Here is a 22,499-nt window from a genome sequence, read left to right as displayed (position 1 = left end):
CGCAAAAAATAGAAAAAAGTCTCCAAAGTGAGGCTTTTTTTTTGCGTACATTTGAACCCCGTATTAAACAAAAACTATTATGAGTTTTTTAAATTCTGTATTAAAAGTATTTGTTGGCGATAAATCTAAAAAAGACGTCAAAGAAATACAACCTATAGTCGATAAGATAAAGGCGCTGGAAGGTGAGTTTGAAGCCCTTTCTATAGACGAACTTAGGGCTAAAACAGCAAGCTTTAAGGCGAAGATCGCTGAAGCTCTAAAAGATATAAATAAACAAATTGAAGAGCTGGAAGCCGAGGCCGATGCCAGTGACGATATTACCCGAAAGGAAGATATTTATGCTGAAATTGATGCGCTGAAAGCTAAATCTTATGAGATCTCTGAAGGGGTTCTTAACGATATTCTACCCGAAGCCTTTGCAACGGTAAAAGAAACCGCAAAACGCTTTTTTCATAACGAACAACTTAAAGTTACCGCCTCAGAATTTGATCGCGAGATTTCTGCCGAAAAAGATTATGTAAATCTTGAAGGCGATCACGCAATCTGGAACAATTCCTGGGATGCTGCCGGAAAACCGGTAACCTGGGATATGATTCATTACGATGTACAGCTAATTGGTGGTGTGGCTATGCACCAGGGAAAAATTGCCGAGATGCAAACCGGTGAAGGTAAAACCCTTGTGGCAACCTTACCAATGTATCTTAACGCTCTTACCGGAAACGGAGTGCACCTTGTAACGGTAAACGACTACCTGGCAAAAAGGGATAGTGCCTGGATGGCGCCACTTTTTGAATTTCACGGTTTAAGTGTAGATTGTATAGATTACCACAGGCCAAATTCAGCCTCCAGGAGAAAAGCCTATAATGCCGATATTACTTACGGAACCAACAATGAATTTGGTTTCGATTATTTGCGTGATAATATGTCTCACGCTCCAAACGATCTCGTACAACGCCCGCATAACTTTGCCATTGTAGATGAGGTAGATTCGGTTTTAATTGATGATGCGCGTACACCTTTAATTATTTCCGGGCCAATCCCAAAAGGTGATGTTCACGAATTTAACGAACTCAAACCTGCAATTTCTAATATTGTAGAACTTCAGCGTAAACACCTTACTAAGGTTCTTGCTGAAGCTAAAAAACTTATCAAAGAAGGAAACACCAAAGATGGTGCATTCTTGTTACTAAGAGTTTATAGAGGTCTACCAAAGAATAAAGCACTTATTAAATTTCTTAGTGAAGAAGGTATAAAACAGTTACTGCAGAAGACCGAAAATCATTACATGCAGGACAACAACCGTGAAATGCCAAAAGTAGATGCAGACCTTTATTTCACTATTGAAGAAAAAAGCAATCAGATAGACCTTACCGATAAAGGTATTGAGTTTCTTTCTGCCGATGGGGATTCCGATTTCTTTGTTATGCCAGAGATGGGAATGGAAATCGCCAAGATTGAAAAAGAAGGACTTTCTAAAGAAGAAGAAGCCGAGAAAAAAGAAGAACTTTTTAGAGATTACAGCGTAAAAAGTGAACGTATTCACACTTTGCGCCAGCTTCTAAAAGCCTATACTCTATTTGAGAAAGACGACGAATATGTGGTTATAGACAATAAAGTAAAAATTGTAGACGAGCAAACCGGCCGTATTATGGACGGGCGCCGTTATAGCGATGGCTTACACCAGGCAATTGAAGCCAAGGAAAACGTAAAAATTGAAGATGCTACCCAAACCTTTGCAACAGTAACGCTTCAGAATTACTTTAGAATGTACAGCAAGTTATCTGGTATGACCGGTACAGCTGTAACTGAAGCTGGAGAATTCTGGGAAATCTATAAATTAGATGTGGTAGAGATTCCTACCAACCGTCCTATTGCCAGAAAGGATAAGGACGATATGGTTTACAAAACCAAAAGAGAAAAATATAACGCGGTAATAGACGATGTTACCCAGCTTTCTATTGCAGGAAGACCCGTACTTATTGGTACAACTTCTGTAGAAATTTCAGAATTACTCTCAAGAATGCTGAAATTGAGAAATGTTCCGCACAACGTGCTTAACGCGAAACTACATAAACGAGAAGCCGATATTGTGGCCGAAGCAGGTAAATCTGGTATTGTAACTATCGCCACTAACATGGCAGGTCGTGGCACCGATATTAAACTTAGTAAAGAAGTTAAAGAAGCCGGTGGTTTAGCCATTGTAGGTACAGAGCGTCACGATTCACGGCGTGTAGACCGCCAGTTAAGAGGTCGTGCAGGCCGCCAGGGAGATCCGGGAAGTTCTCAGTTCTATGTTTCTCTGGAAGATAATCTAATGCGTCTATTCGGCTCTGAAAGGATCGCAAAATTAATGGATAAAATGGGTCTGGAAGAAGGTGAAGTAATTCAACATTCCATGATCTCAAAATCCATTGAGCGTGCCCAAAAGAAAGTAGAGGAAAATAACTTCGGAATTAGAAAGCGTTTGTTGGAATATGATGATGTGATGAACGCCCAAAGGGAAGTGATTTACAAACGTCGTTACCACGCATTATTTGGCGACAGGCTTAAGGTTGATATTGCGAATATGATCTTTGATACTTCTGAAGCGATTACCGAAAATAATAAAGTTGCCCAGGATTATAAGAATTTTGAATTTGAACTGATTAGGTATTTCTCTATGAGTGCCCCGGTTTCAGAAGAAGAATTCGAGAAAATGAGCGTACAAAAAATTGCCGGAATTGTCTATAAAGAAGCCTACCAGCATTACCAGGAAAAGATGAAGCACAGCGCTTCCAGGGCTTTCCCGGTAATTAAGCAGGTTTACGAAGACGAAAGCAACAATTTTGAAAGAATTTCTGTACCATTTTCAGACGGGCAAAAAACGCTTCAGGTAGTTACGAATCTTGAGAAAGCTTACGAAACCGAAGGTGTTCAGTTGGTTAAAGATTTTGAGAAAAATATAAGTCTTGCAATAATCGATGATGCCTGGAAAACCCACCTTCGCAAGATGGATGAGTTAAAACAGAGCGTTCAATTAGCGGTTCACGAGCAAAAAGATCCATTATTGATCTATAAATTTGAAGCTTTTGAATTGTTTAAATCTATGCTGGATCACGTAAATCGGGATGTAATTTCTTTCCTTTTCAAAGGTGAAATTCCAGAAGGAAATGTTTCAAATATCCAGGAAGCAAGACAACGCAAAAAAGAAAAAGTAGAAACTCAAAAAGATGAAATTCCTAATATAGACGAAAGAGCTGCTCAAAGTCGCGCTGCTGAGAACACCCAACAGCAACGCCGCCCACAGGTGACCGAAACCATTACCAGAGACCAACCAAAGATTGGCCGTAATGATAAAGTAACTATAAAAAATGTAATGAGTGGCGAGAATAAAACTCTTAAATACAAACAGGCTATTCCGCTTATTGAAAAAGGAGATTGGGTTGTTGTGAATCAGTAATTTAATTTTAAATTATACAAAAGGGCTGTTTAAACCTCCTAAATAGAGGAACTTTTAAACAGCCCTTTCTTTTTTTGAGTACATTAGCTTTTCATTCAACCAATCATCAAAAAAATGAAAAACTACCAAATAGAAATAAAGTGGGGCGTAATTTTCTTCGCTGCATCTTTACTTTGGATGTATTTTGAGAAACTCATGGGCTGGCACGATGTGCTCATTGCCAAACACGCTATTTACACCAACTTTTTCGGTTTAATTGCAATAGCAATTTACTTCTTTGCCATTCATGATAAAAGAAAGAATTTTTTCCGCGGAAAAATGAGCTGGAGACAGGGATTCGTTTCGGGAGTAATTTTAAGTATTGTTATTGCCTTACTCTCTCCTATTGGCCAACTAATTACACACTATCTTATTTCTCCCGAATATTTTGAAAACGCTATAGAAAGCAGCGTAGAAAGAAATGCTATGAAGCAGGAAGATGCTGAAGCTTATTTTAACTTAAGCTCATATATAGTACAATCTATAGCCGGTGCATTAATGATGGGTGTAGTAACCTCAGCTATTGTTGCATTGATTTTAAGAAAAAAATAATCAGGAATTTTTCAATTTGAGCAAATAATTGGGATCTGGGCAGTTTTGTAGATAAAAGTCCAATTCCCGGCGGGAAGTAACCCCGGGAAAATCCCCTATTTTTTCAACTAAATCTTCAATTATCTGAAAATGTAAATGTGGTGCATAATCGCCATTTTCTTCAGGTGTTCCCAATTCAGCAATTTTTTCGCCTTTTTTCACAGAACTCCCCGGAACAAGACCGTTTAATGAAGATTTACTTAAATGACCATAAAGGGAATAGAACTTCTTTTCTTCAAATTCGTGTTCCAAAATTATGGTTGGGCCGTAATCTCCGAAACTGGAATTATCATTAAAACTATGAATTCTTCCATCTAAAACCGCTAAAACATCGGTATGTGCATCAGCCCAAAAATCCAGGCCTAAGTGTATATTCCTGTTAGAATCTTCATCTTCAGAAGTTGTAAAAAGCTCACTTCTCTTATAAAGTTTTCGTACTTCAGAATAGCCTCCAAAAGCCACCTTTTTTTCGAAGGCATTTAAATATTCGGCTATATAATTAGAAAAAGCCCGGGAAGAAGAAATATCTACTTTCCCGAGCTCTACATTGTTTTCAGATAAATCTATAATTATATAATCTTCTTCTTTTAAATTCACATCCAGAACCTGGGTAAAACCCGGTGTTAACTGCGAAAGAAATTCAGAAAAATTTGTGGTTCCCATAAGCGATCTTTAAAACGATTTGCCGTTTAAGAATCGCTAAAATTACACCTTGAAATTTAATTTAACAAGACATCGCTAAAATTAGCTTGAATGCTAATATTCCCTCCCGAATCTTTAGTTTTATGAAATCCCGTAAGTTTTTTATTATCGTAAGATTCGCTACTTGTTACCTTTAAAGAACCAGGATGTTTAATATCGCTCTGGGTGCCACTATACATAAAATTAAAAGCTGATGAAGGCAAACCAAGTTCCAGATCGCTATTCTCTAAATTAATATCTAGATTTTTAAAATTAGCCCCTACTCTTGCAATATTCAACTCCCCAAAATTTCCCGATAAAATCCCGGTATCTTCAAGCTCCTCAATATTTACATTACTGGAATTGGAACTTAATTTGATGCTTTTAACCTTCTTAATTTTAAAGTTTTTTACATACCTGGCATCCATTATTCCATAAGTCCAATAGTTGATGTTCACCGGAGTGTAAGCTGCCTCTACATTAGTACTTTTACCGCTTATCCTATCGGCGGTTAGTTTACTGTGAGAAAGATCGGCGTGAAGATTATTCGTTGTACCCGAAAGGTTTACATCCCCGTGGCGTACATCAAGATTAAGCTTTGCGTTTTTAGGCATTTTTACTTTAATGGTCTTTTTGGCCTTAGAATTACTTAAACCTATCACTTTTGGTTTTCCATTTTCTGCATCACCAAAACGGGCTTCCATTTGCGCTCCAAAAGATTCGCCCCAGGCTTCCATATCTTTACCAAAACTTTCGGCCCATTTTTCCATAGACTTTTCAAGCTCTTCACTATTTATTTCCATCTTCATTTCAAAATTCTTCTCCCATTTCTCGGCATTTTTTTCAAACTGAGAAGCCCATTTTTCCATATCTTTTTCAAAATCTTCACCAAAATTCGCTTCCATTTGCTTTTCAAACTTCGCAATGTATTTGTCACCGTCTTTTTTATAAGCTTCATAGTCAAATTTGATATTGCCCATTTTTTCACTGAATTCTGGCGGAAGCGGCGCTCCCATACTTTCTCCCATACTTTGCATCAAAGGCGTCACCAAATTATTCATTAATGGCTCCAGCATCTGCGGAAGACTGGCCAGTGGTTTTTCCAATCCGCTTAGATCTATATCTCCGCTCCACTGCATTCCCCCGCCTGAAGATATATTTACTTCTGAAGCATTTCCGGAAGTATTTAATTTCCAGGCCGCAAGAATATCTTTTATTTCACTTTTTTCAATTTCACCAGTTTCCAGAGAGGCTTCAATTTGCACTTCATTTTTATCCCAGTATTCTACAATAATATTGGTGTGACTGGCATCAATTTTCACTTCTACATCGCCGGAGGTTTTATAAGTTTTATCCAGCTTTTTTGTTTGCGCGCTCAATGTTACCGGAAGGCAGAGCAGCAGCGCAACTATTAAATTATACCTCGTAGTTTTCATATTCGTTGTCTTTTGATTGTTTAATTTCCTTTAATTTGCTTTTTAGCTTATATAGCAAGTCTAATCTAAGCTGAAGATTCGCTATCATCGCTTCCAGGGTTTGCTCGTTTGGCCCCGCTTCTTTAATTTCTGTATTTAAGCGTTGGTATTCCTTATCCAGTTCAGCCATTTGGTTCATAAAAGAATCTATAAGGGCTTTATTTGCGGGTGTAATATTGATCTTGGAAAGTTCAATATTAAGACTGGCCATATAATAATCTTCAATCTTCTTGAATTCAGGTGAAACTTCACTTAGCTGAAAATTATTTTCAGTTGTTCCCGGCTTATTTTCTTTTTCTTCTGAATTTTCCTGATTTGGAGTGCCAGCTACCGATGGCTCATTCGTAAAATTATCTCCCCCTGAATTCAGAAAAAAGAATCCCACGCCCAGCGCAACAATTAAAACCGCTGCGATCTTTAGAAAAAAGAACGTATTATTCTTCTTTTCTACGGGAAATTCTTTCTCCAGGCGATCTTCAAATCGCTTTTGGTGCCCTTTGGGTAAAGTGTTGGGTTTAGGCTCCTTCTCGTTCCTGAACATTTCTCTAATATCCTGTGCCATTTTTTATAGTCTTTAATTCTTCCTGCAATTTTTTCTTACCTCTGTGCACTAAAGTCCGCGAGGCTACCGGCCTAATATTTAAAATCTCTGATATTTCTTCGTGGTCATAGCCTTCCATTAAGAACAGCATCAGTGGGTATTTATATTTTTCGGGAAGTTTTTCCATACTTTGCTTTATTTCTTCCATTCCAATCCCATCGTCTACCTGCCAATTATCGTCTTCTTCGGCTGTGCTCAATACCTGTTCATTAATAGCAACTAATTCCAGCTTTTTCGCTTTTAATTTATCTATACACTTATTAATTACAATACGCTTAAGCCAGGCGCCAAAAGTAACTTCCCCCGTAAATTGTTGCAGTTTTGCAAAAGCTTTTATAAAAGCTTCCTGCATCGCGTCTTCTGCCTCATAAGGATCTTTCAAAAAACGCAAGGCCACATAATGCATTCCCTGGCAATACTGATTGTAGAGCTTCAGCTGGGCCCTGCGATCTTTATTTTTACAGGCTTCTATTAATTGATGCTGTATCATTTTCTTTGATTGGTTGTACTTTAAAGACGAAACTATTTTTGCAATGTTGCAAGCTTCTGTTATTTTGTAGCTGAAAATACGTTTTTTCCTTTTTAAAGCCTGAAAAATTAGTTTGCACGCTTTTTGAACTGTAGTATTTCAAAATAAAATAATAATGAAAAAACCGGTAAAAACGTTTTTAAAGATTGGCGGAATTATTATTGTCTTAGCCGCTGTAGTGGTATTTATAATGCGCTACAGTACTAAAGCTCATAGTCCCGAAGCCACCGTAAATTATACACAGGGTGATTTGAAAATAGAAGTTTTTTATAACCGCCCTTATAAAAAAGAACGGGTGATTTTTGGTGAACTGGTACCTTATAATGAAGTATGGCGTACCGGTGCCAACGAAGCCACTACTTTTGAAACCAATAAAGATATAATGGTAGATGGTTCCCTTTTAGAAGCCGGGAAATACACCTTGTGGACCATCCCCATGGAAGATTCCTGGAAGGTGATTTTTAATAAAAATATGTATCCCTGGGGAATTGATATGGAGGAAAAAGCTTATCGTGATCCTGAGTTTGATGCGCTGGTACTGGAAGTTCCTACCAAAGATTTACAAAGAACTATTGAACAATTTACTATAGCTTTTAATGAAGAAAATGAATTTATAAATTTAAACCTGGCCTGGGCCGAAACGCTGGTTAGTGTTCCTATAAAACCTGAAAAAGCATAAAAAATTAAACCTCACAGGGTCATAAAATCCTGTGAGGTTTATAATTTAAGTCACCCTGAACTTGTTTCAGTGTCTAATTTCTTAAAGTCTTAGATGCTGAAACAAGTTCAGCATGACGATAACGAAATTTCGAAAATATCACCTTAATCTTCGTCTACTAAAAGATTAAGCGTCACATCTATATTGTCTCTTGTGGCTCTAGAATAAGGGCAAATCTCGTGGGCTTCATTTACAATTTTTTCACCAGTTTCAACATCTACACCTGGTAAATAGCAGTCTAATACTACAGATAGTTGTAAATTTTCTTCCTCATCAGTCAGGCCTAATTTTACTACTGCGCTCACACTAACATTTTCATCTATATCTATACCGTGATTCTTAGCAGCTAACTGCAATGCACCTCCAAAACAAGCAGAATACCCCGCTCCAAATAATTGCTCCGGATTGGTATAATTTCCGCCTTCACCGCCCATAGATTTTGGCATACTTAATTTTACGTCCAATATTCCATCATCACTTTTGGCGTGGCCTTTTCTTGCTCCTTTTGTAGTTACCGTTGTTTTATACAAATTTTTCATCGTTATTTAAGTTACATTAATTAGGCCTGAATATACCAAGCATAAACAAGGCTCCCAAAGATCGAATTCATAAATTTGTCATAAATAAGTATAGTTTGAGCGAGAAGAACCAAAAATCGGCATTAAGTGAATCTGGCAGTAAGCCGGCCTCGGCGAATGTGAATCCAAAATCAGCTCAAAAGATTAGAGCTTCCCGAAAAAATAAATTTGAGGAAGAAGATTTGCTTCAGCAACTTCTAAATGGAAATAAGACTGCATTAGGCCGTGCAATTACTTTGGTAGAAAGTAATCAATTTTCACATAGAAAAAAGGCGCAACAGTTATTGGAAGGCGCCCTGCCCTATTCTCAAAAATCTATTCGAATTGGAATTACAGGCGTGCCCGGCGTGGGCAAAAGTACTTTTATAGAAAGTTTTGGCTCATATTTAATCGAACAAGGAAAAAAAGTAGCGGTACTGGCGGTAGACCCCAGTAGTAGTGTTTCCCACGGAAGTATTTTAGGTGATAAAACCAGGATGGAAAACCTTGTAAAAGAAGAAAATGCTTTTATACGGCCATCGGCTTCGGGTTCTTCTCTTGGTGGGGTGGCCAAAAAAACCCGCGAAAGCATTATTCTATGTGAAGCTGCAGGCTTTGATGTTGTGCTTATTGAAACCGTTGGGGTTGGCCAAAGTGAAACCACGGTGCACAGTATGACCGATTTCTTTTTATTGCTGAAACTGGCCGGAGCCGGAGACGAACTACAAGGCATAAAACGAGGAATTATAGAGATGGCCGATGCAATTGTGATCAACAAAGCTGATGGAGACAATATAAAAGCTGCAAGGGAGGCAAAACTGGAGTTTAACCGTGCGCTGCAACTTTACCCAAGCAAAGAAAGCGGCTGGAAACCAAAAGTTGCTCTTAGCAGTGCTTTAAAGCAAACGGGAATTGATAGTGTTTGGGAACTGATTAAAGAATTTGAAAAGCTAGGAAAAGAAAATGGTTTTTTCCTGAAAAACAGAAAAGAGCAGAATAAATTCTGGCTTCTACAAACTATAAACGAACATCTAAAAAACCGCTTTTACCAAAATCCTGTGATGAAAAACGAACTTGAAATTCAATTAAAAGCTATAGAAAATAATAAGATAACCGCTTTCGCCGCAGCCGATTTATTAATTGAAAAGTTTGAAAATCTGGATTAATTCTTTTTGAAAATTTTCTGCTGTGCCCATTCGTGAAGTTTATAGAAAATAAAGCCTAAGAGCCCACCAATCAACATTCCTACAAGTATATCTCCCGGATAATGCACTCCTAGATAAACCCGACTATAAGCTACAAGTAAAGCCCAGGCAACTAACCAAAATATCATTTTAGGAAAGACTTTTCTAAATAATAATCCAAGAAAAATAGCAACGCCCATCGAGTTAGAAGCGTGTGCTGAAAAGAAACCATAAGAACCGCAACGAACCGCCACAAACCGGGTATATTCCATAATGCCTTCCTGCCGGCAGGGTCTTAAACGTTCAAAAGCATCTTTAAAAACATTTCCTAATTGATCTGTAGCGGTAATTAATAAGGTTATAAATACCACCGTGACCAGGCTTGATTTCCAACCGAATTTCCTGAAAATAAGGAATAAAAGTAAAGCGTATAGCGGGATTGCTGTCCATTTATCGGTAATGAGCAACCAAAGCCAATCCCAGGTTTCATTACCGAGATTATTTAGCCAAAGAAATAATTTATGATCTAACTCTATTAATTTCTCCATTAATCGTCCTCGTATCTTGCAATTTCCCTATCGTAAAATTCTGAAGCTTCTTTAATAAGGTTTTCGGTTTCATTTTCTAGTTCTTCTTCATCGTGCTGATCAAATTCTTCCAGCCATTCTACTTCATCGTTCTCAAGATTAATGATAAATCGTGGGAATTCGGTATGTATTACGAAGATAGCAGTGGGATAGTCGGTATTATCACCGAGAAGAAATTTAGGGAAATCCATAATTATATTTTTGATTGAACAAGACTAGACTCTTGCAAAATAAGTTTTTTTGTTAAATAGTTAAATCGAATGTACAACATTAATGCCGAAACAGAGAGCCCGGCAAGGAGCCCAAGCCAGATTCCCATACTTCCAAGATTTTCGGCTTTGCCAAAATACCAGGAAACAGGAAAGCCAATAATCCAGTAAGAAATAAAACAAATTACCGTGGGAATTTTCACGTCCTGAAGACCTCTTAAAGCTCCCAGAATAACCACCTGCAAACCGTCACTAAGCTGAAATAACGCAGCTACAACTAATAATTGGGCAGCAAGTAAAATCACCTCGGCATTATCTATATAAAATGTAGGCAGCCAATCTTTAAGCAGAATAAAGCCTAAAGCAAATACTGCTTCAATTAAAAATACAAGCAGAAATGTTGAAAATGCAATTCTACGTAAATCTTTAAAATTAGCAAGACCTTTTTGATTTCCTACCCTAATAGTAGCTGTAACTCCAAGTCCAACAGCAATCATAAAAGTCATTGAAGCGAGATTCAAAGCAATTTGGTTTGCCGCTTGTGGATTAGTACCCAACAAACCGGCAAGGAATACGGTAGCGGTAAAAATCCCAACTTCAAAAAGCATTTGCAGCGCCGTTGGAAAACCGAGGTTTAATAATCTTTTAAATACATCAGAGTTTAGAGATTCCTTTTTTCCCCATTTGAAATATTCGGCAAATTTCTTTTTTCGTCTCAAAATTTCCCAAACAAACCATAACATAAAGAATCGGGAAATCAAGGTACCAATTGCTGCTCCTTCTAATTCCAGTCTTGGAAAAATCCAGATTCCGTAGATTAAGAGATAATTAAAAATCACGTTTACCACGTTAGCAATTAAAGTGGCATACATGGCATATTTTGTTTGCGAGAGTCCGTCAGCGAATTGCTTAAATGCCTGGAAAATCATTAAGGGAATCATTGAAAACGCCACGATATTAAGATAGGGAATGGCAAGTTCTACCACCTCTGGCGGTTGGTCTAAATAATACAATACCGGTTTCGCTATGAGTAAGGTGAGAAAAAGAAGAATTCCATTAATAGTACATAAAATTACACCGTGGTGAAAATAGCTTCTGCCCTTGTTTATATCCTGCGCGCCATCGGCTTCAGCAATTAAAGGTGTAATGGCGAAAGAAAAACCAATTCCTAAAGAGAGGGCTATAAAAACCAGCGAATTTCCCAGGGAAACCGCCGCTAGTGGTGCCGGCCCTAATTGGCCAATCATTAAATTATCTACCAGCCCAACTAATACATGGCCTAATTGCCCGAGCATTACGGGAAAGGCGATATTTAAATTTTTGCTGAATTCTTGTGTGTAGGCGCTTAGCTGCAAAACATAATTTTAGGCGGCAAAGATAGTAGGATTTTGCTGCTCTAAAATTTAAATTGCGATAAAGAATAATTAAATTTTAAATCTAAAGTTTCTGATCTTTTTCCAGATTAATTCGCTTTATTCCATACTTATCTACTAAATAGATCAATGAAGTCATTGTAGCAGCTCCAAGTTCCAGCTCACGTTTGTTTACGTGTTCAAAGGTATCAGTTGCCGCGTGATGATGGTCAAAATATCTTTGTGAATCTGGTCTTAATCCCGCAAGTACAATATCTCCCTTTTTCAACGGACCAATATCGGCTCCACTTCCACCTTTTTCAAAATAATGAATCAGGTAAGGTTCAAAAAGTGGTTTCCAACTTTCAATTTGCGCAAATTGAGCATCATCGGCTTCAAAAGAAAATCCGCGAGGAGTGAATCCTCCGGCATCACTTTCTAAAGCAAAAATGTGATTTTCGTTTTTACTATGTGCTACATCGGCATACTTATTCCCGCCGCGTAAACCGTTTTCTTCATTCATAAAAAGTACCACCCTAATGGTTCTTTTAGGTTTATAGACGGTTTCTTTAAATAAGCGCAAAACCTCCATAGATTGCACTACACCCGCACCATCATCGTGAGAACCATCTCCCAAATCCCAGGAATCCAGGTGGCCGCCAACTACCATAATTTCTTCCGGAAATTCGCTACCTGTTATTTCCCCAATTACATTGTAAGATTGTACTTCGCCGTGATTTTCTGAACTCAATTTAAAATAAAATTCAAGGTCTTTTTTCAGCTTCAAAATTCCGGAAAGATATTCGGCATCTTTAGTACTAATCGCCGCAGCTGGAATTCGTTTACTATTTGGTAAATCGCCATAGCTCATTGAACCCGTATGCGGATTTTCATCTATTTTATGACTTAAAGAACGTACAATTACGCCGGCAGCACCGTATTTAGCAGCGGCTTCAGCCCCCGAATAACGCTGATCTACACACCCGCCGTACGCCTCAAAAGTTTGAATAAGTTCAGGATTCATTGGGCGATTATAAAAAACAATTTTGCCCTTTATTTCATCTTTATAATTTTCTAAATCTTCAATTCCCTGCACTTCTATAACATTTGCTTTTAAACCGCCGGTAGCAGTGGCAACAGAGCCCCCAAGAGCTGTTATACTTACTTCTGTAGTCATTCCCGGGCCGGTTTGTATATAAGCGTGTTCACGAGCTCCACGCGTCCATTTTGGAACCATAACCGGTTGTAGCCAAACCTTATCAAGACCCAGTTCTTCTAACTGTGTTTTAGTATATTCTACCGCTTTTTGCGCATTTAACGAACCCGATAACCTACCTCCAATTTTGTTAGAAAGATGGTCCAGCCAATTGTAGGCTTTACCATTTACCAGCGCAGCAGAATATATCTCCCTAATTTTAAGAGAATCTTCTTTAGTTTCAGGAGCCTGTGCATTAAGATTTAGTGTAAGAAAAAGGCCAAAAAAGGCGAAAATGTATAATTTCATCGGGAAAATAGGATTTAAATTTTCATGTTTTAACTGCTAAAATAAATATTCCTTTGGAAGCTTCTGTTTTAATTCTTTATAGTTTCTATAAAATTTAGGAAACAATTTCTAGCTACCTGTGTGATAACAAAGAATATGCCTTAAAAGTATTTGAATTTGCAGAATTTTAATCGACTTACTTTAAACCTAAAAAAAGATAAATTTTATATCTTCGCCGCTAAATTATAGCAGTTTGAACAAAGCAGAAAAAGAAGAGATAATTACCAAAGTTACCAGCCTTTTAAAGGAAATCCCGTCCTCTATGGATATTGTAAAAAAGGGAGGCAACCGTCACAAACGTTTTGAATATCTCGCCACACATATGGTGGAGAAGGCGATTGAAAAAGATGCTCTTATTATTTCTGAAAACCGAATGGGAATTGCTATTTTATTTAAAACCAGCAAAAAAGACGATAACTTTCTGAAAGATATTTGGAGCCAAATTGGTTTGGTTTTAAATGTTACCGGAATAAAAAACGCTTATCGCATTGTAAAAAACCAGAATTATATTAAAAAACAACGCCCACAAACCGGGGAATATCTTTACTGCTGGTTCTGGGGTATTTTGGCTGAATCTCGCGGTGCAGATACCCAGGTTGGTAAAGAAATGAAAGACGAATTTTACCGCCAGGCAATAGAATATCAAATTCCACTATATGCCGAAACCAGAATGCGTAAAAACGCACTGGTATATCAGCGATTTGGATTTGAATTATTCCACGAATGGCAACACCCAAGCGGAGATACTATGTATTTTTTAAGATATAATCCGCCGCCGAAAAAAATCGATTAAATTCTCTAAAATTTGCTTCCGAAGAGTTTTACGTCTTCTTCAGTAATTTTATCGCCCCCTAAAATAATGAGCCGTTCTACAACATTACGAAGTTCACGTATGTTTCCGCGCCAGTCATATTCTTTAAGAGTTTTTAAGGCATCTTCGGTAAATTCTTTTTTACCCGAACCATGTTCCGCAGAAATCTTTTCGCTAAAATAATCTATAAGTAAAGGAATATCTTCCCGGCGTTCATTTAGCGAGGGTACTTCTATTAAAATTACCGCAAGCCTGTGATATAAATCTTCCCTAAACTTTTTGTCTTCTATTTCTTTTTTTAAGTCTTTATTGGTTGCTGCAACAACCCGAACATCTACTTTTATGTCTTTGCCGCTACCCACGCGGGAGATTTTATTTTCCTGAAGCGCTCTTAATACTTTGGCTTGCGCCGAAAGACTCATATCACCAATTTCATCAAGAAAAATTGTACCTCCATTGGCAACTTCAAACTTACCGGCACGATCTTTATTTGCTGAAGTAAACGCCCCTTTAACGTGACCAAAAAGTTCACTTTCTATTAATTCTGAAGGGATTGCAGCACAATTTACCTCTACCATTGGCCCTTTTGAACGTTCACTTTTTTGATGTATCCAGTGAGCCACCAATTCTTTCCCTGTACCATTTTGCCCGGTAATTAGCACCCGGGCATCTGTAGGAGCTACTTTTTCAATAAGTTCTTTAATACGCTCAATCCCTTCTGATTGGCCTACCATTTCAAAATTCTTACTAACTTTTTTCTTAAGCCGTGTATTCTCTACAACAAGCTCTTTGCGGTCTAGTGCATTGCGAACGGTATTAAGCAGTCTATTAAGATCTGGTGGTTTTGCGATATAATCAAAAGCGCCTACTTTCATTGTATTCACGGCGGTATCCAAATCTCCGTGACCAGAAATCATTACCACGGGAATTTCAGGCTTTATTTTCATGATTGCCTCCAGGACTTCTACTCCATCCATTTTGGGCATTTTAATATCACAAAGTACAAGATCATAATCTTCGTCTTTTATCTTTTCAATTCCTTCCAGGCCATCTCCTGCTTCTTCAACTTCATAACTATCATTTTCTTCGGTAAGGATTTTAACTAAAACCCTTCTAATTGCTGCTTCATCTTCTATTAATAAAATACGTGCCATATTATAAAATACTAAATTTTAAGCCGCCACGGGCGTAGAATGTATTGTTTTCGTCTATTGTATACAGGTCCTCCCTGTCTTTATCTCTTAATCTAATATCATTCATAACCGTATAACCGGCATAGGTATAAAATGCTATATTATCTGTGATATTATACTGGTATCCCAAACCGCTTAAAACTATGGTCATAGACATACTTTCTGCAAGCCGGTTTGCACCAGGATTTGTTTGCGGATAAGGATTAAAGTTTTGCTGAATATTAGCAAAAAACCCATCTAATGTTACAAATCCCTGAACTTCATGTTTGTTGTTAAAATAATATTTCAGGTTGGTTTTAGGTATTCCAAGCCCATAAGACCAATTTTCATCAAAACGCTTATAATAATTTATTACAGGCAATGGAAACGGAAAACCGGTTGTGGTAGAATAACTAAGTCCCAAAATAAGCCGCCAGGGTTCTATGTAACGCTCATCTTCTTTAATTTTTATAAAATAAACCGACCCGGTGTAAATAAAATCATCTTTAACCAACTCACTGGTAGCGAAGTTAGAAGCAATTTTCACCCCGGTCTCAGCGCCAAAACGCCATAACTCGTTCATTTTAAATGTGTAGCCTATTTTACCTGTAAAAGATTGAAACCTATCCAGGTTATTGGTGGTAAAAGCTTCGCTATTTTTATATTTAAAATTTACGTTTCTATATTCTACTCCCGGAATTAAATAGGCTCCTTTTCCATTTAATTTAATGGGTAAATTAACAAAGGTTCTAAATCTACGAAATGAATTATCTGAATCTGACTGCGGAAAATAAGTATATTCTATTCGGGCTAAATCTGTAGTTTGGGACGTTGCCGGAAAAGTTACAGCTCCTAACATCAGGAAAGCTATAATTTTAAAGGTCTTCATCATTTTTTGATAAATTTTGGGTTAGGTTTTGGGTAGGATAAAAATGCACATCCCGCTGTGGAAACGGAATTGTGATGTTATTTTTCCTAAATTCTTCATCTATTTTAAATCTAAGCTCACTTTTAATTTTTGGATCTACAAAGCTATCGGTTACGTAAAAATGGAGTGAAAACACTAAAGAAGATGCTCCAAAATCGTCAAAGAGAACAAATGATTCAGGGCTTTTCACAATACTTTCGTTTTCACTGGCACATTTCAACAAAATATCTTTTACTTTTTGGGTGTCACTCCCGTAGGCCACACCAACCTGAACGCCTTCCCGCGTAGTTGCATGGTTTTGGGTATAATTATAAATTACATCGCTAATAAATTTATGATTGGGAATAATCATCACCTTATCATCTCTGGTAAGGGCACGGGTGGTTCTTAGTTTAATTTCAAAAACACGGCCTACCCTGCCTTCCATTTCAATAACATCTCCAACTAAGAGCGATTTATCTATAATTATAAAAACCCCTCCAATAATATCCTGAAAGAGCTCTTGTAAAGCTAAACCTATACCAACAAAAAGTGCAGCCGAAGCTGTTAAAAGTATGGTAATATTTATTCCGGCAGAGCTTAAGGTGATTAAGATTACCACTAAATAGACAAAATATTTTATAAACTTAAAAACGCTTATAAACTTCTGTTTGTCTCCCTTGGCCAGTTTACTTGTAATAAAAGATCTAATTAACCTAAGAACAACACTGGTCACAATAAATGCGATAACTACCAGTAAAATAAGCCCTACAGTTATTTCTATTGGCGTACCACTAACCTCATATTTGAAAAGGATAAGATTCCAAAAGTCCACCAGGCTACCCCAGATATCTTCTTCCACCACTTCTAAGATCGCCTCTGATGTTTCTGATTTTTGCTGTTCCTGCATTCTCTAATATTTGAGCCATTTGAATAGTTCTTTGTAACTGGCTTTTTTACCATACATAAGAATTCCTACTCTATAAATTTTAGCTGCTATCCAAATTACTATAAAATTGGTAATAATTAAAAGTGCTACAGAAATTGCGAGTTCCCACCACGGCACTCCAAAGGGTATACGCATTAACATAACTATTGGAGAAGTAAGAGGCACCATTGAAAAAATAGTAGAAACTGTACCATGCGGATTTTCTATTACCGAAAAGAAACCCACATAAATACCTAACATTAAAGGTAAAATTACCGGAAACATAAATTGTTGGGTATCGGTTTCACTATCTACCGCCGCACCAATTGCAGCGTAAATAGAACTGTAAAGGAAATAACCACCAATAAAATAAATAAGGAAAAATATAATTAATTTAAGAATTGGTAAATTAAGCACATCCATTACCAGCTGCGCTATTTCGGGTTGTGCAATTTGCTCAACCGTCTCTAATTGTGATTTCTGAACAGTAAAAATATCAATGCCTAACACGTAAAACGAAGTCATTGCTAAAACTCCAGCTAATAGTACCCAAATGGTGAATTGCGTGATTCCTGCTAAAGAGGTACCTAAAACCTTTCCCATCATAAGTTGAATGGGTTTTACTGAAGAAACAATAATTTCAATAATTCTATTTGTTTTTTCCTCAATAACACTGCGCATTACCATGTTACCATAAATGATAATAAACATCATTAATAAATAACCCGCAGCGCCACCAAAAAACATTTTTATATAATTAGACATTTTGGACGTACGCTCTCCAGAGAAATTCTGAATTTCAATTCTAACCTCGGTTTTAGCTTCGTTTAATTGGTTTACATCAATACCTCGCTCAATAAGTTCTTCACGTGTAAGCCTATCGGCAATGGTTTTTTCTATAGCCTGGATAGTTCCTAAACCGGGAGATTCTTTCCCAAAAAACTGAACGCCTTGAAGATCTCTATTAATATTTTTAGGAATATATATAAGCCCGTAATAATCCTGTTCATTAACCATTTGTTTTGCTTCTTTAAAGCTCTTTCCAGAAAGGTCTAAATATTGAACCTGTTCCTGATCTTTAAATTCTGAAGCAAACATTTCAGTCTCATCATACAAACCAATAATACGTTGTTCGCTGCTATTCAGCATACTTAAATAAGCGATAAGTGCGAACATCCCAACCAGAATTAGCGGACTTAAAAAAGTCATGATAATAAAGGTTTTATTCCTTACCCGCGCCAAATATTCCCGCTGAATTATAAGCTTTAAATTACGCATGTTGAGTTACGGTTTTTATAAAAATATCGTTTACTGATGGAATAACTTCTACAAAATGATTTATCTTGGCTTTAGCAAGAAGATAATTTAATAATTGGTTAGGAGTTTCACCTTCTTTAAGCTGAATGGTTAATTTAAGATCGTCGTTTATACTTTTAAAATTAGTATTACCAACCACGAATTTTTCTTTTAATTCTGCTAAAAGAGCGGTATCATTTTCTGTTTCCAAACCTACTTCATAGGTGTTAGATTTATATTCCCGTTTTATTTCTGAAACTTTTCCGTCTAATAATTTATTGGACAAATGAATTAAAGCCATATAATCACATAATTCTTCTACACTTTCCATTCGGTGGGTAGAAAAAAGTATAGTTGCTCCTTCTTCTTTAAGCTGAAGGATTTCGTTCTTAATTAAACCAGCATTTACAGGATCAAAACCACTAAATGGCTCATCAAAAATTAACAGCTTAGGCCTGTGTAAAACGGTGATAATAAACTGGATTTTTTGCGCCATCCCTTTAGAAAGTTCCTGGATCTTTTTATCCCACCATCCTTCAATTTGTAATTTCTTAAACCAGTATTCCAGGCGTTCTTTGGCTTCAGCTTTAGAAAGTCCTTTTAATCGAGCCAGGTAAAGTGCCTGCTCCCCAACTTTCATAGATTTATAAAGTCCGCGTTCTTCCGGCAGGTAACCAATATGCGCAATATCATTGGGCTGTAAAGGTTTGCCGTCTAGATAAACCTGGCCCTTATCTGGCATGGTAATTTGGTTAATTATACGTAGCAAAGTGGTTTTTCCTGCACCATTAGGGCCTAAAAGACCAAAAATACTACCACGCGGAATGGCTATTGAGACATTATTTAGTGCAGTAAAATTGCCAAATTGTTTGTAGATATTTTCTGCTACTAAAAGATTTTCCATATAAAAGTGTTGGTAAAAAAAATAAAATAGCTCGAGAGATAATTCACCGGGCATTCATAGCAAACAGCTGTTTAATTTTCCGGGCAATTATGGCTAATGTTAATCTTCATTATCGAGTAAATATATTGAAATCACCCGAGAGATGTTTTGGATTAAGAAGAAATTATAACTTTCCAGATTGCTCTAAAAAACAAAACCCACCCTTAATAAATTAAGGATGGGAAAAAAATTGCTATGAAAAAGAAAAATTATCACTAAAAGACTTAGTGATAATCAAATATATAAATTTTTTCTTAAAACCGGGGTTCTAAGAAAACATATCTTTAACTTTTTCAAAGAATGACTTATCACTTTTCTCCGGATTCGGCTGGAAGTTCTCGTCTTCAGCCATTTTCTCAAAGAAATCGCGTTGTTCTTTATTTAAATTTTTCGGGGTCCAAACATTTACATGGACCAATAAATCCCCTTTGCCGTAGCCGTTAAGATTTCCAATTCCTTTTCCTCTAAGTCTAAGAATTTTTCCAGATTGGACGCCTTCTTCAACCTTTATTCTCACTTTACCGGTTACAGTATCTATTTCTCTTGAAGAACCTAAAACAGCTTCAGACAAACTAATGTACAAATCGTAATGCAGGTTATCTCCTTCACGTTGCAGGCTATGGTGCTCTTTTTCTTCAATAGCTACCAATAAATCTCCTGGAACTCCATTACCCGGAGCATCGTTTCCTTTTCCGGCAACTTTTAACTGCATTCCATCTTCAACACCAGATGGGATTTTAATAGAAACAGTTTCTTCTTTTTGTACCAATCCGTGCGCATCAGCCTCTGGCGGTCTATGGTCTATAATCTGTCCAGAACCGCTACAAGCTGTACAAGGCGATGCAGTTTGCATTCTTCCTAATATCGTATTGGTTACACGAGTTACCTGGCCTGTACCTTTACAGGTAGTACATGTTTTATAAGTTGTACCGGGAGCCTGGACTTTTCTTTTTACCTTAATCTTTTTCTCGGCACCATTAGCAATTTCTTCTAAAGTAAGACTCACCCTAATTCTAAGGTTGCTTCCTTTAGCACGTCTTTGGCCACCGCCAAAACCGCCACCAAAACCAGAGAAGCCTCCGCCACCACTGAAGCCACCTCCAAAGATGTCTCCAAACTGGCTGAATATATCGTCCATATCCATTCCGCCGAAGCCTCCGCCTCCGCCGCCACCTTCAAATGCCTGGTGGCCAAACCTGTCGTAACGGGCTCGTTTATCTTCGTTGCTAAGTACTTCGTAAGCTTCAGCCGATTTTTTAAACTTTTCTTCAGCCTCAGCATCTCCCGGATTCTTATCTGGGTGATACTTAATGGCCATTTTTCGGTATGCTTTCTTTATTTCGGCGGTTGAAGCATTCTTACTAATGCCTAATATGTCGTAATAATCTTCTTTCATGGTCTCGTTTTGCGAATTCTAAAAAAGCTTTTATTTGCCGGTTACAACCTTTGGATACCTAATAATACGATCTCCTAATTTGTAACCTCGCTCTACTACATCAACTATCTTGCCCTTAAGCTTATCTTTAGGTGCTGGTATTTGGGTAATAGCTTCGTGAATTTCGGAATCAAAGGCATCGCCTTCTTTCACATTCATTGCCTCAAGCCCTTTACTGTTAAGCGTTTCTTTAAATTTATTGTGAATAAGTTCTACGCCCTGTACTAAATTTTTATCACCAGATTTTCCAATTTCTTTTAAAGCTCTGTCAAAATCGTCTAAAACTGGCAACATGGCGGTCATTACTTCCTGGTTGGCAGTTTTAAAAAGCTCTAAACGCTCTTTAGAAGTTCTTCTTTTGTAATTTTCAAACTCTGCAAAAAGACGTAAAAATTTATCTTTTTCTTTTTGAAGATCTTCTTTTAGCTTTTCTTCCTCAGTAAATTCAGGCGAGTCGTCATTGTTATCCTCGTTTTCCTTTTCACCTTCTACCTCGTCTATAGCTTCATCTATAGCATCTTCAATTTGATCTTTAACAGGTTGGTCCTGTTGCTCTTCTCTTATATCTTCTTTCTTATTGCTCATTTTTATGCATTTTAATACAGCCTCAACGGGTCAAAATCATTGCCAATTATGATTCGGTGTCAAAATGTCACTACGCAATAATTCTTAAAATTATTTAGTAAATATTTAGCATTAGGGTGTATGAAGTTTATGTAATTTTGCAGACTAAAATAAAACTAAATTTTAACACAAATGAGAAAATCAATTTTAAGCACTTTTGTAATTGCAGCTTTTTTAACTGCGGTTGTAGGATGTAAAAACGATAAAAATAAAGCAGAAACTTCTGAAGCTAAAGATGCAGCTACTGCTCAAGCTGAAGCTATGGAGTTTTCAGTAGATACTTCGGCTTCTACTATTGAGTGGAAAGGTAGCAAACCTACAGGTGAGCATACTGGTACTATTAAACTTGCTGAAGGTACTTTTAGTGCTAATGACAGCATTATTGAAAGCGGAAATTTCGTGATTAATATGCAGTCTATTAATGTAACCGATCTTGAAGGAGACGATAAAAAAGATCTTGAAGCTCATTTAATGGGAACTGTAGAAGGTAAAGAAGGAGATTTCTTTAACGCTACAAAATATCCGGAAGCTACTTTTGAAGTAACTGAAATTACTGAAGAAAACGGCCAGAAAATGCTATCTGGTAACCTTACAATAAAAGAGGAAACTAAAAACGTTACTTTCCCGGTTAGCATTAACCAATCTGATGATAGTATTGAAATCACCAGCGAAGAATTCACTATAGATAGAACAAACTGGAATGTGAATTTTGGTTCTAAATCTGTTTTTGACGGACTTGGAGACAACTTTGTAAGTGACGATATTACTTTAAAAGTTAATCTTAAAGCTACTAAAGCTTAAGAAGATTCAAAATTTGAATACAATCAAGTAGGGTGAAGATAATAAATATTTGAGCATTTATTATCTTCATCCCTCTT

22 protein-coding genes are annotated in these 22,499 nt (G+C 37.1%); 6 read left to right on the top strand and 16 right to left on the bottom strand.

Annotation, left to right across the window (positions count from 1 at the left end; genetic code table 11):
* Nucleotides 1-79: 79 nt before the first annotated feature.
* Nucleotides 80-3,439, top strand: a complete 3,360-nt coding sequence (gene secA / locus BM084_RS00110) for a preprotein translocase subunit SecA (RefSeq protein ID WP_093301921.1) — start codon at nucleotides 80-82, stop codon at nucleotides 3,437-3,439.
* A 114-nt stretch (nucleotides 3,440-3,553) separates the two neighbouring features.
* Nucleotides 3,554-4,030 carry a DUF4199 domain-containing protein gene (locus BM084_RS00105; protein WP_075326183.1) on the top strand — a complete coding sequence of 159 codons (477 nt, stop codon included), beginning with the start codon at nucleotides 3,554-3,556 and terminating at the stop codon, nucleotides 4,028-4,030.
* On the opposite strand, the gene BM084_RS00100 is transcribed toward BM084_RS00105, so the two are convergent.
* The 4 genes from BM084_RS00100 to BM084_RS00085 are packed head-to-tail and all read right to left on the bottom strand — an operon-like array spanning nucleotide 4,031 to nucleotide 7,316.
* Nucleotides 4,031-4,732: a peptidoglycan DD-metalloendopeptidase family protein gene (locus BM084_RS00100; protein WP_093301917.1), complete on the bottom strand. Its 702-nt coding sequence runs from the start codon at nucleotides 4,730-4,732 to the stop codon at nucleotides 4,031-4,033. It abuts the gene before it with no gap.
* A 56-nt stretch (nucleotides 4,733-4,788) separates the two neighbouring features.
* On the bottom strand, nucleotides 4,789-6,186 hold the full coding sequence (locus BM084_RS00095) for a DUF4097 family beta strand repeat-containing protein (protein ID WP_093301915.1): 1,398 nt from the start codon (nucleotides 6,184-6,186) through the stop codon (nucleotides 4,789-4,791).
* The gene (locus BM084_RS00090) at nucleotides 6,167-6,787 is read right to left on the bottom strand and encodes a hypothetical protein (RefSeq protein ID WP_093301912.1); all 621 of its coding nucleotides are present in this window, start codon (nucleotides 6,785-6,787) and stop codon (nucleotides 6,167-6,169) included. The genes BM084_RS00095 and BM084_RS00090 overlap by 20 nt, the downstream gene beginning before the upstream one ends.
* Nucleotides 6,771-7,316 carry an RNA polymerase sigma factor gene (locus tag BM084_RS00085; RefSeq protein ID WP_093301910.1) on the bottom strand — a complete coding sequence of 182 codons (546 nt, stop codon included), beginning with the start codon at nucleotides 7,314-7,316 and terminating at the stop codon, nucleotides 6,771-6,773. Before BM084_RS00085 ends, BM084_RS00090 begins: the two co-directional genes overlap by 17 nt.
* 154 nt (nucleotides 7,317-7,470) lie before the next feature.
* Here BM084_RS00085 and BM084_RS00080 point away from each other — a divergent pair, with 154 nt between their 5' ends.
* Complete coding sequence (locus BM084_RS00080) at nucleotides 7,471-8,034, top strand: DUF2911 domain-containing protein (protein WP_075326178.1); 564 nt, start codon at nucleotides 7,471-7,473, stop codon at nucleotides 8,032-8,034.
* A 143-nt stretch (nucleotides 8,035-8,177) separates the two neighbouring features.
* On the opposite strand, the gene BM084_RS00075 is transcribed toward BM084_RS00080, so the two are convergent.
* Nucleotides 8,178-8,612 (bottom strand): organic hydroperoxide resistance protein, encoded by a 435-nt coding sequence (locus BM084_RS00075; protein WP_075326177.1) that lies wholly within the window; start codon nucleotides 8,610-8,612, stop codon nucleotides 8,178-8,180.
* Nucleotides 8,613-8,707: 95 nt separating this feature from the next.
* On the opposite strand from BM084_RS00075, the gene meaB reads away from it, so the two are divergent.
* Entirely contained in the window at nucleotides 8,708-9,796 is a 1,089-nt protein-coding gene (gene meaB, locus BM084_RS00070) for a methylmalonyl Co-A mutase-associated GTPase MeaB (protein WP_093301907.1), read from the top strand.
* On the opposite strand, the gene BM084_RS00065 is transcribed toward meaB, so the two are convergent.
* The 4 genes from BM084_RS00065 to BM084_RS00050 form a co-directional block, all read right to left on the bottom strand.
* Nucleotides 9,793-10,362, bottom strand: coding sequence for a phosphatase PAP2 family protein (locus tag BM084_RS00065; protein ID WP_075326175.1), 570 nt, complete (start codon nucleotides 10,360-10,362; stop codon nucleotides 9,793-9,795). The two genes, meaB and BM084_RS00065, sit on opposite strands and share 4 nt — an antisense overlap.
* Nucleotides 10,362-10,592: a hypothetical protein gene (locus tag BM084_RS00060; RefSeq protein ID WP_075326174.1), complete on the bottom strand. Its 231-nt coding sequence runs from the start codon at nucleotides 10,590-10,592 to the stop codon at nucleotides 10,362-10,364. Before BM084_RS00060 ends, BM084_RS00065 begins: the two co-directional genes overlap by 1 nt.
* Before the next feature lie 2 nt (nucleotides 10,593-10,594).
* Entirely contained in the window at nucleotides 10,595-11,965 is a 1,371-nt protein-coding gene (locus BM084_RS00055; protein WP_093301905.1) for an MATE family efflux transporter, read from the bottom strand.
* 82 nt (nucleotides 11,966-12,047) lie between these two features.
* Nucleotides 12,048-13,466, bottom strand: coding sequence for a M28 family peptidase (locus BM084_RS00050; RefSeq protein ID WP_093301902.1), 1,419 nt, complete (start codon nucleotides 13,464-13,466; stop codon nucleotides 12,048-12,050).
* A gap of 301 nt (nucleotides 13,467-13,767) precedes the next feature.
* On the opposite strand from BM084_RS00050, the gene BM084_RS00045 reads away from it, so the two are divergent.
* The gene (locus tag BM084_RS00045) at nucleotides 13,768-14,298 is read left to right on the top strand and encodes a hypothetical protein (protein WP_394333630.1); all 531 of its coding nucleotides are present in this window, start codon (nucleotides 13,768-13,770) and stop codon (nucleotides 14,296-14,298) included.
* A 5-nt stretch (nucleotides 14,299-14,303) separates the two neighbouring features.
* Here BM084_RS00045 and BM084_RS00040 read toward each other — a convergent pair whose 3' ends face one another.
* The 7 genes from BM084_RS00040 to BM084_RS00010 form a co-directional block, all read right to left on the bottom strand.
* Entirely contained in the window at nucleotides 14,304-15,470 is a 1,167-nt protein-coding gene (locus BM084_RS00040) for a sigma-54-dependent transcriptional regulator (protein ID WP_093301900.1), read from the bottom strand.
* A 1-nt stretch (nucleotide 15,471) separates the two neighbouring features.
* A complete protein-coding gene (locus BM084_RS00035; protein ID WP_075326169.1) occupies nucleotides 15,472-16,380 on the bottom strand; it encodes a DUF6268 family outer membrane beta-barrel protein in 909 nt (302 codons plus the stop codon).
* Nucleotides 16,364-17,305 (bottom strand): mechanosensitive ion channel family protein, encoded by a 942-nt coding sequence (locus BM084_RS00030; protein WP_075326168.1) that lies wholly within the window; start codon nucleotides 17,303-17,305, stop codon nucleotides 16,364-16,366. The genes BM084_RS00035 and BM084_RS00030 overlap by 17 nt, the downstream gene beginning before the upstream one ends.
* 3 nt (nucleotides 17,306-17,308) lie before the next feature.
* Complete coding sequence (locus BM084_RS00025; RefSeq protein ID WP_093301897.1) at nucleotides 17,309-18,601, bottom strand: ABC transporter permease; 1,293 nt, start codon at nucleotides 18,599-18,601, stop codon at nucleotides 17,309-17,311.
* Nucleotides 18,594-19,523 (bottom strand): ABC transporter ATP-binding protein, encoded by a 930-nt coding sequence (locus tag BM084_RS00020; protein WP_075327936.1) that lies wholly within the window; start codon nucleotides 19,521-19,523, stop codon nucleotides 18,594-18,596. Before BM084_RS00020 ends, BM084_RS00025 begins: the two co-directional genes overlap by 8 nt.
* A gap of 307 nt (nucleotides 19,524-19,830) precedes the next feature.
* Nucleotides 19,831-20,958: a molecular chaperone DnaJ gene (gene dnaJ, locus BM084_RS00015; RefSeq protein WP_075326166.1), complete on the bottom strand. Its 1,128-nt coding sequence runs from the start codon at nucleotides 20,956-20,958 to the stop codon at nucleotides 19,831-19,833.
* A gap of 30 nt (nucleotides 20,959-20,988) precedes the next feature.
* The gene (locus BM084_RS00010; RefSeq protein ID WP_075326165.1) at nucleotides 20,989-21,582 is read right to left on the bottom strand and encodes a nucleotide exchange factor GrpE; all 594 of its coding nucleotides are present in this window, start codon (nucleotides 21,580-21,582) and stop codon (nucleotides 20,989-20,991) included.
* Nucleotides 21,583-21,753: 171 nt separating this feature from the next.
* On the opposite strand from BM084_RS00010, the gene BM084_RS00005 reads away from it, so the two are divergent.
* Nucleotides 21,754-22,422, top strand: coding sequence for a YceI family protein (locus tag BM084_RS00005; RefSeq protein WP_075326164.1), 669 nt, complete (start codon nucleotides 21,754-21,756; stop codon nucleotides 22,420-22,422).
* Nucleotides 22,423-22,499: the final 77 nt, after the last annotated feature.

This window comes from Salegentibacter agarivorans, from assembly GCF_900113135.1.
Taxonomy (GTDB): Bacteria; Bacteroidota; Bacteroidia; order Flavobacteriales; family Flavobacteriaceae; genus Salegentibacter; species Salegentibacter agarivorans.
Note: the sequence above shows the minus strand (reverse complement) of the source record. Positions and strands in the feature narration are given on the sequence as shown.